Genomic DNA, 14349 nt, shown 5'->3' with positions numbered 1-14349 from the left:
CAAAGAGAACGGGTCAGGACATTTGCCCTGACCCGTTTTCATGTTAATGGATGTGGATTTCCTGGTGAACCGGGAAGGCTCACGGAAATCGGGCGGCGGCGCGTGAGCCACGCTGCCGCCCGGTTACATTGCTAGGGTTGAATTTCCGACATCAACTCGGCTTGCAGGTCGTTGGCGTCGCTGGTCAGTTGATCCAGCGTTTCCTGGATGTCCGCGCCCTGCATAATGGCGTTGAAGGCAGCCTGGGCCGCGTCGCGCACGCCCTGGTAGGAGATCAACTGCGGCTCGTAGACGCCGTAGGGCAGCAGGTCGAGGCCTTGTTGATACTGCTTACCGTAGGAGATGTTGGCGATGTAGTCGGCCAGGTACTGTTCGGTGCTCGCGCGGGTGGGGAAGTAACCGCTGATCTGGTCCCACTGCGCCTGTACTTCGGGGGAGGTGAAGTACTTGATGAAGATCCAGGCGGCCAGTTCTTGTTCGGGCTTGTTTGCCGTGATCATGACGTCGCCGCCGTACACGTTCAGGACTGGATCGGGGGTCGTGTGCGGAATCGCGGCCACGCCCCAGACATCGGGATCGCGCCCGGCGTCAGCCGCGGCGGTTTCAATGTCCGACTGGTAGAACGGCGCGCCAGAGGTGGAACCCTGGGTGAAGATCGCTTTGCGCGCGGCAAGCTGCGGATTGGGGAAGCCTTCGGTGAAGAAGTAGGCGCAGCCATCGTCGTAGAGTTGCTTCAGGAAGGTCATGGACTGTACCACGGCGTCGTTGCTGTAGTCGTAGCTGGTGCCATCAGCCGTCAGGACGTTGCCGCCGAAGGCGAAAGCCCAGGCCGCGACCGCGGAGGCGTCGTCGCGCAGGATGTAGCCGCCCGTGCCATCGCCATTAGCGGCTGCCGCGGCACAAGCCATGTCACGGAATTCGTCCGGCGTGGTGGGCGGGCCGGAGAAGCCCAGTTCTTCCAGCCAGGTCTGGTTGTAGAAGAGAACTTCCATGGAGCGGTTGGGCGGGAAGCCAAGACGCTCGTTGTTGAAGACGGGGTGGACGCTCTGGTTGAAGAAGCTCTGGAAGAAGTCGGCTTTTTCGTCGGCGGTGAGGCCCCAGTGCGCGTCATCGACGTAGGGATTCAGGTCGGCCAGGCCGTTGTTCAGTTGGTAGAACGCCTGGTCATTCTGATAGCCAACAACCAACGCTGCCGGCAGTTCACCGGCGTTCAGGCTGCTGTTTACTTTGTCACGAATGTCGTTGTAGCTGCCCTGGTTTTCCGCAATCAGGGTGATGCCACATTCGTTGGTGTCGTTGAACGCCTGCACGACGCCGGCCAGGCCTTCTTCACGAGAACCGCTGTGGTTGTGCCACCAGGTGATGGTTTGGCCGCGCGGGTCCACGCCGGCCAGGGAACCATCGGTCGTGGGAGCGCACGGCTCCATCACTTCATCGATGGGTTCTTCCATTGGCGCTTCCGTGGGTTCTTCCATCGGCGCTTCGGTGGGTTCTTCCATTGGCGCTTCGGTGGGTTCTTCCATCGGCGCTTCGGTGGGTTCTTCCATTGGCGCTTCCGTGGCGACGGGTGCTTCTGTTGGGGTCGCCGTGCCGCCGCCGCAGGCGACCAGCATCAGGGCCAGAATCAGTAGCACGATCAAGGTAAGTTTGCTTTTGGACATTTCGAAATCTTCTCCTCAAAAATTAAGTGGATTTGAGTTTAGGGGCGGAAATTAAATAAGACAACAGAGCTGTTTCCTTCCCGCTCCTTCAAACTGGCGATGCAACTCGCATCTTATTTCATTGCCAGTCCTTATCGCCTCAGGTCGGCGTGTACGCCGCGCGGTTTGCATATCGCCGGCTGCCACCAACCGTCGTCATTATACCATTTTTGTAACGATTAACCCTCTTATGGGTTGAGCTTGTGGAAGCCCATATTGCCTTGGACAGGTCCAGGCAGCGGGCTATGTCGTTACCCATTTTCGCCGTAGAGTGGTTTTTGCTTTGAACATCACCTCCTTTTGTGTCACGGATGTTCGTGGCATTGTCGAATGGGCCTTTTTTATCCCTTCAAGCCGGAAGTGGCAATGCCCTCCGTAAATTGCTTTTGTGTGAAGAAGTAGATGAGGATGATGGGCAGAATGGTGATTACCGCGCCCGCCATCTGTAATTGAAAGAACGAGCCGGCTTCGTCCAGGAAGGAAAGCAGCCCGTAGGAAATGACGCGCCATTCTTGCGTGGTGGTGACCAGGATGGGCCAGGCCAGGGCATTCCAGGAGCCAATGAAGCCAAAGAGGATGACCGTGACCACGGGGGCGCGGGAGAGAGGCAGCACCACTTGCCAGAGGTAGCGAATATGCCCGGCGCCGTCGATTTGCGCCGAATCCCATAGCTCTTTGGGAATTTGCATGAAAAACTGGCGCAGCAGGAAGATGTTGAAGGCGCTGGCCATAAAGGGAACGGTCAGGGCGGGCCAGTTGTTGATCCAGGGAATGGGGCCGATTTTGCCCAGCCAGGAGACGGTGATGAAGTTGGGGACCCAGGTGATGGCTTCGGGCAGGAGCAGCGTGGAAAGGATGAGGGCAAACAGGAAACCTTTGCCGGGAAACTCCAGTTGGGCGAAGGCGTAGGCGGCCATTGTACAGAAGATGACTTGTCCGACGAGCGTGATGGCCGTGACCTTGACGGTGTTCCAGAAGTAGAGGGAGAAGGAGGCGTCTTTCCATGCCTGGGCGTAGTTGCCCCACTGGGGCACTTTGGGCAGAAATGCGCCGCTGTTCGCTTCCGTGAGGTTCATGAGGGAGACGCTGATGGTGTAGAGGAAGGGAGCCAGGGCGATGAACGCGCCGAACACGAGCAGCACGTAGGCAACGACGCGGCCTATATCAACGCGCCGCGCTTTGGGGTGAATTTGCGGCGCAGGGGCAGAGGATTGAAGTGCTTGACTAGCCATAGAACACCCTCTCGCTGGCGATACGGTTGTTGATGACGGTGAGAATGACGATGATGATCAGGAGCAGGATCGCCAGGGCGGAGGCGTATCCGTAGCGTGTGTCCCGATTGAATGTCTGGAAGATGACGACGCTGGCTGTGTCGGTTGTGCCCAGGGCGGCACCGAGGCGCATGACGTAGATGTGGTTGAATGCCTTGAATGTGCCAATGACGGCCAGGAGCATGAGGAAGTAGATGGTGGGGGAGAGGAGGGGGAGGGTGATGTGGCGGAATTGCGCCCAGCGACCGGAGCCGTCGATGGCGGCGGCTTCGTACAATTCTTTGGGGATGTTGCCCAGGCCGGCGAGGAAGATAACCATGTCGAAGCCGACGTAGGTCCAGACGTTGAAGAGAATGATGGCGACGAGGGCGAGGCTGGGACCGGCGAGCCACGTGGGCAGGTCAAAGCGGCTGCCGACGATGAGTTGCATGATGCCCGCCGGTTCGTTGAGCCATCCCAGGGGTTTGAGGCCGATGGTGGTGAGGAGGGCGTTCATGGGGGCGTCGGCGCGTCCGGAAAAGATGATGCGGAAGGCGGCGGCGGTTCCGACGAGAGGGGCGATGTAGGGCATGAAGTAGATCATGCGGAAAAGGGTTTTGCCTTTGATGTCCTGGAAGAGGATGGTGGCCAGGGTGAGGGCGATGATGAATTGGAGGGGGATGGTGCCGATGGCGAAGAAGACGGTTGCTTGTAGTCCGCGCCACCAATCTCGGTTGCCGGCAGCGATGGCCGAGGGCAGTTCGCCGATGAGTATCCAGGCGCCGGTGGCCAGGGCGGCGGCGGCGGCGAGGCGGAAGAGGGTGGAGGTGGTGGAGGAGCGGTGGCTGGCGCTGCGCCAGACAATCCAGGAGAGGATGAGGAGGACAATGCCGGCACTAATCGTCACCAATTGGGAGTAAATACTTAACGATTCCCCGGCTTCCAGCGCCGCCGCGTACGCCTTCTGGATTTCCGTCCAGGTGAACCCACTCAGCGCCAGCGCACCTACCAGCAGAATGGATGCTTCCGTCAGCTTGGAAAAATAAAGGCCGTCCTGCTGGCTATGTTGTTTTAACCGATAGACCGCGTACCAGACTGCGGCGACCAGCAACAAGGCAACAACGGCCATTGTGAACGCTGACGACACGGTTGGTTCGCGCAGCGCCTCGCCGGCAAACTGGTAAAAAAGCTCCCGCGTCAGTCGTTCGCCGCGGGGAAGTTTGTCGGGGATGGTGAGCATGGCGGGCAGTAGGGCAAATACCCAGCGCAGGATTGCGCCCAGGGCGAGGGCCATGACGATGGCGGGAGCGGCCCATGCCCATGGGCTTTCGCTTTTCTTCGCGGCAGCCTGGTGGGTGTCCAGCACGCGGCGCGCGGCCAGGTAGATGAAGGTGAGGGCGATCCAGAAGGCAAGGACGTAGGTGAGGTTGTCAATGGCTTTGACGTAGTTACCCAGGCCGTCGAAGGTGCCTACGATTTTGTTGAGGCCGCGCAGGGTGCTTTCGTAGACGGAGAAGGCAAGCGGGAAGAGACCAAAGACGAAAATAATGGCAAATGCCGGCAGCAGAAACAAATAAGCCAGCAGTGCCTCCCGCAAACGACGCCCGCGCCGCCCGGCAAAAATGCGGGCACTCAGGCTCGTCGTTGGCGGCGTGGCCAAAGCGGGTTCTTCAGGGAACATCAATCTGTCACTCATAAGGCCAACCTTGTTGATGCAAAGCCTGGGATTTCCCCAGCGTTGCCGCGACTGCAGATGCCATCGCCGTCAAAACGACGTTCTTGACCAGAAACGTAACGTCTGTCGAGGGGGTGAATCTTTGCGGCTATCCATACTGGTGTATAAAACAAAGGGGCGAAGGTGAGACGCATGTGAATCAGGTGGTTTGATGGCAGGTTGCTCAAGATGAAGCGCGGCGCACTTCTTCTTGCCAGGATGCATATGGTTTGAACATGAGCGATGGAAGAGACTGGTCACGCGCGTGGTTTCCAAGCAGCAAGACTGGCAGCATACCAACCACGGAGCCGATTATAGCACGCGGATGTTGACGGGCAACCGTTGGAAATGGGGCGGCTGGCGACGTGGCGTGCTTGCGAATTTTCCCAATCGGACAACCCTTCCGTAGCCCGGTTTTCCAAATCGCGCACTGCCGACCCACGGTCCGATTTTCTAAATCGGACAATCCCTTCCGTACACCGATTTTCCGAATCGGGCACTACCGACTGGTTGATGCCCAGGTGACAACGGGGCAAGTTTAGCGCCCGTGTTTTAATATCGTGTTAAAGGTGTGCTAAGGGTGTGTAATCGTTTGCGGAGGATCGTCCTTTGCCGGCTGCGCCGCGACAGACGAATACCTGTCAAAATACTCAGGGTTCGCGCAAAAGCAACTTTGGAGGTAACGGCTAAGCCAGATTGGTCCGATCTCCAGATTATCCGGTAAGCAAGAACCCTTTCAGCGGATCTGCCAATTCCTCAGCGAAGCCCTGGTTAACGGATGCGCCCGCAGCCACGGAGAGAGGTGTGAGGCAGTGGCAAACGGATCTCTGTCAGGCGCATGCCGATAAAGCGCGGCACGCCTGAGCCGCCGTGGATGACGTTTCTGGCCAGGCATAGCCATGCACTGACCACTATTTGGTTGTCAGGAGGCAGCCAGGGGGCAGGGATTTGGGTTGTTTTTCGCCGCGTTTTGCTCCAGCCTGGTGCGGTGCATCAGCGAATAGACGCGCACGGGTTCTACCTTTCCTTTTACCAGGACCGGGCCAAGGTCATCTACCTGCAAAGGGAGCTTACGCGCCAGGTCGGACAGGGTGGCTTCGCCGGCGAAGACGGTGTCGAACGGGGTCTCTTTGTTCAGGTCGCTGAACCGCTTCGCCAGGTTGACGCTGTCCCCTAGCGCCGTGTACTCGCGCCGTTTTTCTGAACCAAGATTACCGACGATCATCTCACCGGTGTTGACGCCGATGCCGATGCGAATGGGGGCCACGCCGCGGGCCAGCCGTTGATTATTAAGTTTGGAGAGTTCGTCCATCATGGACATGGCGGCGGTGACGGCCTGTTCGGCGTGATTTTCGCAAATGACGGGCGCGCCAAAGAGGGCCAGAATGGAGTCGCCGCCAAATTTGTTAACGACGCCGCCGTGGGCGTCGATGACCCGCTGCATGGTGGCGTAGTACTCGTTTAGCTCGTCCAGGAGAGCGCCGAGGTCTCCTTTTTGGGTGAAGGCGGAAAAGTCGCGGATGTCGGCAAAGAGGGCGGTGGCCCAGATGCGCTGCCCGCCCAGTTCGACTTCGCCGTCGAGGATGCGGCGGGCGATATTGTCTCCGACATAGCGCCCAAAGAGGTCTTCGAGGGCGCGGCGCTGGCGCAGTTGGGTGACCATGCTGTGGAAACGCTGCGTGAGTTGGCCGATTTCGTCCTGGGAAAGGCGGTTGAGTCGGATATCCGAACTGCCGGAAGCGACTTCTTGCGAGGCGACCATCAATTCTACGATGGGCTGGACAAGGCGGATGGCCGCGGCGTAGCCGATGACGAGCGTGGCGATGACCGTCATGCCGAGGGTGAGCAGGATGGTGCCGCGGGCGTTGTTGAGATCGTCTATGAATGGTTGGCGGTTCAGGCTGAGGCCGACGATGACCTGGTTTTCTCCGGTCTGGCGCAGGGGCAGCAGAATTTGTGTGTAGGGCTGGTTGGCAACGGTGAGGGGGCGTTCTTGGGTGGCGCTGCCGGCATTAAACTGGGCAGCGGTGGTCGGGGAGAGGCGGAGCGTGGCGTTGGCGTCGTCGGGGTGCGTGGTGGCGAGGAGTGTGCCTTGGGGATCGTAGAGGGTGATGCCGGCATTCACACCTTCCCCCACCTGCCGCGCCAGCGCCGCCAAAGACGTACTGATCATGAGGACGCCGGCTGCTTCCGCGTCATTTGCCGGCGAAACAGGTCCGACCACGTACCAGGCCAGTTCTCCCGCCACGTCGTGTATGCCCGTCACCGGGGTTAGCGGACTGGCCGCGCCTGCTGCCTCCGTTACCCACGCCCAGGGCAAGGCATCGTCGGGCCGGGCGGCATTGTGGCGCAGCCAAAGCGTTTGCTCGCCATTTTGCAGCAGAAAGTCGTTTGCCGTTGACGCTTCCCATCGGGCCAGGAGGACATCCGCGGCGGGCAGCGCGGCCGCCAGTTCGTGCCATTCCAGCACCTGTTGTTGCAGCCGCTTCTCCAGCAGCAGGCTCGCATGGTCTACTGTATCCCGTATTTCCTGCTGATCATTTTGCCGCAGAAACTTGAGGACGGAGTTGTAGCCGATGAGTGTCATGGACACGGCCACAGCCAGAGCCAACAAGAGGTAGGGAGCCAGGATGCGCGCGCGGAGGGTTAGATAAACGCCTCTCCGATGAGTTGGCTCAACCTTTTTCGTTTTCATCTACCACAGCTTCCCTCGACGAATCGAACGAGGTTGGAGGCTCGTTATCTTGGTGAAGTTCGGGCCTGTCGCTTTTTCACGCCGGGTGCCTCCACAAGCAGAATAGGCAGGTTTTCTCACGAAACGAAAGGTCTGACAATAGGCATATTGTCCGCTTGGAGGTTCTCTGAGGGCGCATCCGATTATAACATTGGAATTGACGGATGCGCTGAAAGGGTTCTTCTGTATCAGAACCTCCAAAGTTGAGTTCACTGAAAAAACCGGGTTTTTCGATTGTCCGGCAAAAATTACCAGAGTGGTTCATGTGTAAAAACCCGGTTTTTGACCTTTTTCTGAGATCATTTGGCGTAGTCCTTCTTCCAACGAGAAGGTGGGTTGCCAGCCGAGGAGCGCGGCGGTGCGGGCCGCGTTGGCGATTTGCGCGGCGGCTTCGCCGGGGCGGTCGGGCAGAAGCCCTGGACGTGGGTGCCCGCCGCGCGCGACGAGGGCGTAGATGCGCGCGACGATGTGGCCCACGGGGGTGGGTTGCCCTGTTCCCAGGTCGAAGGAAATGCCGGCATCCAATTCCATCTCCACGCCGCGCACCAATCCCGCCGCCACGTCCGCGACGTATATCCAGTCCTTTTCCTGCGCGCCGCTCGTCATCGGGAAGTCCTCCCCCCGCTGCGCTGCCGCCAGTGCCGCCGGAATCAGCGCCCCCTCCGGCTGCCCCGCCCCGTATGCCTGGAAGATCATGGCTCCCTGAATGGGCCAGCCGTAGGCGTTGGCGAATGTTTGCGCGAAACACCAGGCGGCGGCCTTGCTGGCGGCGTAGACGTTCATGCCGCTCAGTTCTCCCGGTGTGCGCGCCATGATCAACTTGCGCACGCTACCACCCTGGGCAAAACAGGCGCGCATGAGGTGGATGCTGCCGTGCAGGTTGTGGCGCAGGGCGGTCTCGATGGGCAGGAAGGGGGCGGTGGCCCCGACGGCGGCCAGATGCAGCACGGCTTCTGGCTGCGCTTCTCGCAGGGCGCGCGCGGTCAGGACGAAGTTGCGCAGGTCGGCGTAGACGAGTTGAAGTTGTGCGCGGAGGGGGGCGAGAGATGCCGGCATTTGCTTCCCCATCGCATAATCTTCGCGCACCAACAAGGCCACTTCGTGCCCCCTTTCAAGCAGGGCGCGGACGACGTATGGTCCGATGAAACCGGTTCCCCCGGTCAGCAAAACGCGCACGGACGCCGCCTTTAACCGGCTAAAAACCGGCGATACCAGGTCATTGTTTCTTTCAGCCCGGCCTCCAGGCTGTAGGCCGTTTCCCAACCGAGCAGGTTCCTCGCCTTGTCGGAACTGAGGTATTGGTCTTGAATCTCATTGCGCGCTTCGTTGCGGATGATGGGCACTAAATCGGGGTGGGGGGAGAGCCGGATAATGGTGTCTACGATCTGGCGCACGGTGAGGGGGTCGTTGTTGCCGAAATTGAAGGCTTGGCCGGAGAATGCCGGCATTTTCTCCGCCAGCAACATATACCCCCGCACCGCGTCCACCACATACAGATAATCCCGCTTCATGCTGCCGTCGGAACGGATCACCGGCTGCTCGCCATACAACACACTGCGCATCGTTCCCGGCACAACCCGATTCCAGTTCAGATCGCCCCCCCCGTACAGATTGCCAAAGCGCGTCACGGCCACCGGCAGCCCATACGTGTGCGCGTACGCTTGCAAAATCAAATCGGCGCAGCTTTTGGACACATCATAAGGGTGTCGCCCTTGCAGCGGCGCGTCCTCATGGTAGGGCAGCGTCGGCTGATCCCCATACGCCTTATCGCTGCTGGCGGCCACAATGCGCGTGACCGTCGGGTTGCGTCGCGCCGCTTCCAACAGCAGCCACGTCCCCCGCACATTCGTCTCAAACGTAGACAGAGGAGCGCGGTTGGCGATCGTCACAATCGTCTGCGCCGCCAGGTGAAAAATCGTGTCAATCTCGTATTCCGCCAACGTGCGTTCCAGCAGCGCATAGTCGGTCACGTCGCCATGGACGACCGTGATACGCTGGAAATCGCCCGCGCGCACCAGTTGTGAATGTGGTGTGAGGTCGCGCACCAGCCCGACCACCTGCGCCCCGGCCTGCCGCAGCGCCGCCGTCAGCCAGGACCCCAGCAGCCCCGTGCAGCCTGTTACAAATACGCGCCGATCTTGCCAAAAATGATTGCTCATACGGTTATCGTTTCCCGTTTTCAAACCTTCCCGGAAGCTCAAAACAGCTTCCGGGAAGATGTTGGGCTGCCTACCACACCTTCCAGGGCGCCGACTGCCGCCACACATTTTCCAACTCAATGCTATCCTTCAGCGTGTCCATGGAGCGCCAGAAACCGTCGTGCTGGAAGCGCATCAACTGCCCGGCGGCAACCAGCCGATTGAAAATGTCCGTCTCCAGAGGCACGTCCGGCCCGTCGCCAATCATCTCCAGCAGGGCGCGCTCAAAGAGCATGAACCCGGCGTTGATCCAGTGCGGCAGACGCGGATACTGCACATATTCCGTCACCTGACCGTCGTCGCCCGCTTCCAGCACGCCGTACTGGTATCGCGCCTGCACGGCGGTGACGGTTGCCAGCCGTCCGTGCGCGCGATGGAAGGCCAGCAGCCGCGCCAGGTCCACGTTGCCCACGCCATCCCCATAGGTGACGAAGAAGCGGTCCGCGGACAAATGGGCGGCGACCATTTTGATGCGGCTGGCTTTTTCCGTGGCGACGCCCGTTTCTACCAGCGTGACCTGCCACGGTGGATGGTCCGGTTCGTTGTGGTAAACGAGGCGTGGCTCCATTTCCGGGCGGCCATTCCCCAGCCAGACGGTGAAGTCGCGCGTCATGGCTTCGTATTGCAGGAAGTAGCGGCGGATTTGCTGCGCCTCGTGGCCCAGTGGCAGCACGAACTGGTTGAAGCCGTAGGCGGAGAAGATGCGCATGACGTGCCAGATGATGGGGCGTCCACCGACTTCGACGAGTTCTTTTTTGGTGAGCGTTCCCCCGCGCATTCGGGTTCCTTGCCCCCCGCAGAAGATGACGACGGGAATGTTTTCCATTACTTTTGCTTTTCCTGGGCGCGGGCGACGGCCTGGCGCAGGTGTTTCTCAAAGGGGGGGTAGATGATGCCTTCTTCGGTGACGATGCCGGTGACGTAGCGATGGGGGGTGACATCAAAGGCGGGGTTGCGGGCGGAAATGCCGGCAGGCGCGATCCCCTTCCCGAACACAGACAACACCTCCTCCGCCCCACGCTCCTCAATCGGAATCAGGTCGCCATGCGCCAGGTCCAGGTCAATCGTACTCGTGGGTACAACCGGGTAGAAAGGAACCCCATTCTCCTTTGCCACCACCGCCAGTTTGTACGTGCCAATTTTATTCGCCACGTCTCCATTGGCCGCCGTGCGGTCCGATCCCACGAGGACGATGTTCACCTGACCGGTGCGCATGAAATGCCCGGCGGCATTGTCCGCAATCAGGTCAAACGAGATGCCCCGCTGTTGCAGTTCCCAACAGGTGAGGCGCGCGCCCTGCAAACGAGGGCGCGTCTCGTCCACCAGCACATGGATGCGCTTGCCCTGCTCATGCGCGGCAAAGACGACGCCTAGCGCCGTGCCCCAATCAACCGTGGCCAAAGCACCCGTGTTGCAGTGATGCAAAATGGTGTCCCCGTCGCTGATCAGTTCCGCGCCGTGGAATCCCATGCGGCGGTTCAGCGCCACGTCTTCATCCGCCAGTTGCTGCGCTTCCGCGAGCAAGGCGGCGCGTACTTCGTCCACGTCGGCCACTGTTTCAGCGGCGGCCACGCGCAGTTGGCGGCGCACGCCCCAGGCCAGGTTGACGGCGGTGGGGCGGGCGGCATTGAGGACGGCGGCGGCGGCTTCCAGGTCGCGCAGCAGTGCCGCCCGATCCGTGGCCTCGCTTTGTCGTGCTGCCAGGGCCATGCCAAAGGCCGCCGCCGCGCCAATGGCCGGCGCACCGCGCACGACCATCTCCTTGATGGCCGCGGCCACGGCGTGGTAGTCGTCAAAGGCGGCGACTTCAAATGCCCAGGGCAGTTGCCGCTGGTCGATCATCTGGACGGTGTTTTGTTCGTAATCCCAAAATACGGTGCGCATGGTTTTGTTCAGGAGTGGAGGGAGACAGATTGCCAGTTGGTGGTTGTTATTGTCACGGAGCAACGGCTAAGCTAGATTGGACCTGTTTTCACTGGTGAAATTGGTCCAATCTCCAGAGAGCGTTAGTCGTTACGTGACCGATTATCACGTGCTATCGTACCCTGTGACGGGCGCGCGGACATGATAACACACGCCGCTCCTTGCGCCAACGCTGGTGACGTTTGTCCCTATGACCTGTGCGCTTTATCACGGGGGGCGCGCCGGGTTACGATCTACAATAATGAAGGTGCGTTGTGACGATCGGACTACAAAACTCTTGCCTGAATAGTACACACGTTTGACCAGGGCTGTTAAGGAAAGCTCTATGTACCCTGGCGATGAAGAGCAATAGGGCGTATGGGGCGTTTTCGCGTACAATAATCAACATGAGTGAATGGTTTTCTGGACTGCGACGGCAACTTCGCGCCCGTGCGCGCTGGTTGACGGTGGGATTGGGGGTGAAACGCTGGCTGCTGTTGTTGGGAGTGGGTGCCGGCATTCTCGGCATGGGCGTCGTTTATCTTATCCTTGTCCTGCGTCGCCTCGGCTGGCTCCCCTCCTGGCTGTACAACCTGTTTACCCTGCAATCACTGCCCATCTGGGCGCGTATTCTGCTGCCTGCCGTCCTCGGTATCTTCATCATCCTCCTCTCCATCAGTCGCCTCGGCGTTCGATTCGTGGCGCCGTTTCGCAAGCCTGGCGAGGGAATCATCGACTCGCTTTATCATTACAGCCAGCGGCAGCGCGGTCCGCTGATTGTGGCGATTGGTGGCGGGCATGGTCTGGCCTCGCTCCTGCGTGGCCTGACGCAGTACACGAACAATATCACGGCCATCATCACGGTAGCGGACGATGGCGGCAGCAGCGGGCGTTTGCGGCGAGAGCTGGGCTTGCTGCCGCCCGGCGATTTCCGCAACAATATGGCGGCGCTGGCGCGGGATGAAGCGTTGATGAGCAAGCTGTTGCAATATCGCTTTACCAGCCAGGCGGGCGAAAATGGGACGGGCGAATTGCATGGTCATGCGTTTGGGAATCTGCTGCTGGCGGCACTTGCCGGCATAACGGGCAGTTTCGACGAAGGATTACTGGCCGCCGAGCGCGTCCTCGCCTTGCGAGGCCGCGTCCTCCCCTCCACCCTGGAACAGATCAAACTCGTCGCCGAAGTTGCGGATGTCGAAACGGGACGAGTGCAGCGCGTAGAAGGCGAGTCCGCCATCCCCCACGCCGCCGGTCGGATCAAACGCCTGACCATTGAACCCGCCACGGCCCAACCCTACCCCCGCGCCCTCCAGGCCATCTTCCAGGCGGACCTGATCATCCTCGGTCCAGGCAGCCTTTACACCAGCATCCTGCCCAACCTGCTGGTTCCCGGCCTGGCGGAAGCCATCCACCACGCCCGCGCACCCAAAGCGTATATCTGCAACCTTGCCACCCAGCCTGGAGAGACGGATAATTATGATGTGGCCCAGCACGTAGCGGCGTTGACGCGCTATTTGCCGCAAGGTACACTCGATGTGGTGCTGGCCAACAGCAATTTGAGCATTCCACCCACTCAGGGCGGCGGACAAACCCACTATGTCCAGCCATCCGACCCCCATGAGGGCCGCCTCCTATTGGCGGACCTGGTTGATGAACAAAAACCGTGGCGACACGACAGCGTCAAGCTGGCTCGCGTCGTCCTCGACCTTCTGGCGCGCTGAGCGCCCGCAAGGTGATCGCAATCTGCAAGGAGAACGCAATGACAATCAAGGTTGGTATCAACGGTTTTGGCCGCATTGGGCGGCAGGTGTATAAAGCTATTTACGAGGACTATCGCGGTGTCTTGGATGTGGAAGCCATCAATGACCTGATGGATGTGGAGACCAATGCCCACCTGCTCAAATACGACTCCACCTATGGCCGTTTCCCCGGCCAGGTTGAGGTACGGGATGGGGACATCTTCGTGGATGGCGAGAAGTTGAAGAGCTATGCCGAACGCGACCCCGCCAATTTGCCCTGGGGCAAACTGGGCGTGGACATTGTGCTGGAATGCACCGGCGTCTTCCGCACGGGCGACAAGGCCGCGGCCCACCTCACCGCCGGCGCGAAAAAGGTGATTATCTCCGCTCCGGCTAAAGGCGTTGATGCCACGTTCTGCATGGGCGTGAATGAAGGCGACTATGATGCGGAAAAGCACCATGTCATTTCCAATGCCAGTTGCACGACCAACTGCCTCGCCCCCGCCGCCAAAGTGCTGAACGACAATTTTGGCATTCGCCGCGCCCTTATGTCTACGATCCACGCCTACACCAACGATCAGCGCATTTTGGACCTGGCGCATAAAGACTTGCGCCGTGCCCGCGCCGCCGGACAGAACATTATTCCCACCACCACGGGCGCGGCGAAAGCGGTCGCCCTGGTCATTCCTGAACTGGAAGGCAAGTTTGACGGCATGGCGTTCCGCGTCCCCGTGCCCACCGTTTCCGTGGTGGACCTGGTGGCGGAAATCGACAAGGATACGACTATCGCCGAACTGAACGCGGCCTTTAAGGCGGCTTCCGCGGGGGATGATTGGATGGGCAAGGTGTTGGGTTACACGGACGAACCGCTCGTTTCTAGCGATTTCCTGGGCACGCCCAAATCTTCGACCATTGATGGCCTTTCCACGCAGGTCATTGGCGGCAATCTGGTGAAGATCGTCACCTGGTATGACAATGAGTGGAGCTATTCCGTGCGTCTGGCGGACATTGCCGCTTTTGTCGCTTCGCGGATGTAGTCTCGTGGTGTGATGCGCCGGTCGGCGCGCTGCACGGAAAACAAGTAGAGGCGCGACGTATCCATCGGGTGCGTC

Annotated in this window: 10 protein-coding genes; 2 read left to right on the top strand and 8 right to left on the bottom strand. The window is 60.0% G+C overall.

Annotated elements, in window-relative coordinates; translation table 11 throughout:
* Window positions 1–131: 131 nt before the first annotated feature.
* The 8 genes from H6650_21640 to mtnA form a co-directional block, all read right to left on the bottom strand.
* Complete coding sequence (locus H6650_21640; GenBank protein ID MCB8954617.1) at window positions 132–1661, bottom strand: extracellular solute-binding protein; 1530 nt, start codon at window positions 1659–1661, stop codon at window positions 132–134.
* Between the two features lie 380 nt (window positions 1662–2041).
* Window positions 2042–2932 (bottom strand): carbohydrate ABC transporter permease, encoded by an 891-nt coding sequence (locus H6650_21635; protein MCB8954616.1) that lies wholly within the window; start codon window positions 2930–2932, stop codon window positions 2042–2044.
* Window positions 2925–4646 carry a sugar ABC transporter permease gene (locus H6650_21630; protein ID MCB8954615.1) on the bottom strand — a complete coding sequence of 574 codons (1722 nt, stop codon included), beginning with the start codon at window positions 4644–4646 and terminating at the stop codon, window positions 2925–2927. Before H6650_21630 ends, H6650_21635 begins: the two co-directional genes overlap by 8 nt.
* Before the next feature lie 940 nt (window positions 4647–5586).
* On the bottom strand, window positions 5587–7359 hold the full coding sequence (locus tag H6650_21625) for a HAMP domain-containing protein (protein ID MCB8954614.1): 1773 nt from the start codon (window positions 7357–7359) through the stop codon (window positions 5587–5589).
* Between the two features lie 300 nt (window positions 7360–7659).
* Window positions 7660–8574: an SDR family NAD(P)-dependent oxidoreductase gene (locus tag H6650_21620; GenBank protein MCB8954613.1), complete on the bottom strand. Its 915-nt coding sequence runs from the start codon at window positions 8572–8574 to the stop codon at window positions 7660–7662.
* Window positions 8575–8585: 11 nt separating this feature from the next.
* Window positions 8586–9557, bottom strand: coding sequence for a GDP-mannose 4,6-dehydratase (locus H6650_21615; protein ID MCB8954612.1), 972 nt, complete (start codon window positions 9555–9557; stop codon window positions 8586–8588).
* A gap of 70 nt (window positions 9558–9627) precedes the next feature.
* Window positions 9628–10422, bottom strand: a complete 795-nt coding sequence (locus H6650_21610) for an NTP transferase domain-containing protein (GenBank protein ID MCB8954611.1) — start codon at window positions 10420–10422, stop codon at window positions 9628–9630.
* Entirely contained in the window at window positions 10422–11492 is a 1071-nt protein-coding gene (mtnA, locus tag H6650_21605) for an S-methyl-5-thioribose-1-phosphate isomerase (GenBank protein ID MCB8954610.1), read from the bottom strand. The genes H6650_21610 and mtnA overlap by 1 nt, the downstream gene beginning before the upstream one ends.
* Window positions 11493–11905: 413 nt before the next feature.
* Here mtnA and H6650_21600 point away from each other — a divergent pair, with 413 nt between their 5' ends.
* Both H6650_21600 and gap read left to right on the top strand, forming a co-directional pair.
* Complete coding sequence (locus tag H6650_21600; GenBank protein ID MCB8954609.1) at window positions 11906–13219, top strand: YvcK family protein; 1314 nt, start codon at window positions 11906–11908, stop codon at window positions 13217–13219.
* A 38-nt stretch (window positions 13220–13257) separates the two neighbouring features.
* Window positions 13258–14274, top strand: a complete 1017-nt coding sequence (gene gap / locus H6650_21595; GenBank protein MCB8954608.1) for a type I glyceraldehyde-3-phosphate dehydrogenase — start codon at window positions 13258–13260, stop codon at window positions 14272–14274.
* Window positions 14275–14349: the final 75 nt, after the last annotated feature.

Source organism: Ardenticatenales bacterium, assembly GCA_020634515.1.
Classification (GTDB): domain Bacteria; phylum Chloroflexota; class Anaerolineae; order Promineifilales; family Promineifilaceae; genus JAGVTM01.
This window is presented reverse-complemented; position numbering and strand designations above follow the sequence as displayed.

Coding starts and splice junctions, on each gene's coding strand:
- H6650_21640 (MCB8954617.1), bottom strand. CDS start 1,661: ATGTCCAAAAGCAAACTTACCTTGATCGTGCTACTGATTCTGGCCCTG.
- H6650_21635 (MCB8954616.1), bottom strand. CDS start 2,932: ATGGCTAGTCAAGCACTTCAATCCTCTGCCCCTGCGCCGCAAATTCAC.
- H6650_21630 (MCB8954615.1), bottom strand. CDS start 4,646: ATGAGTGACAGATTGATGTTCCCTGAAGAACCCGCTTTGGCCACGCCG.
- H6650_21625 (MCB8954614.1), bottom strand. CDS start 7,359: ATGAAAACGAAAAAGGTTGAGCCAACTCATCGGAGAGGCGTTTATCTA.
- H6650_21615 (MCB8954612.1), bottom strand. CDS start 9,557: ATGAGCAATCATTTTTGGCAAGATCGGCGCGTATTTGTAACAGGCTGC.
- H6650_21610 (MCB8954611.1), bottom strand. CDS start 10,422: ATGGAAAACATTCCCGTCGTCATCTTCTGCGGGGGGCAAGGAACCCGA.
- H6650_21600 (MCB8954609.1), top strand. CDS start 11,906: ATGAGTGAATGGTTTTCTGGACTGCGACGGCAACTTCGCGCCCGTGCG.
- gap (MCB8954608.1), top strand. CDS start 13,258: ATGACAATCAAGGTTGGTATCAACGGTTTTGGCCGCATTGGGCGGCAG.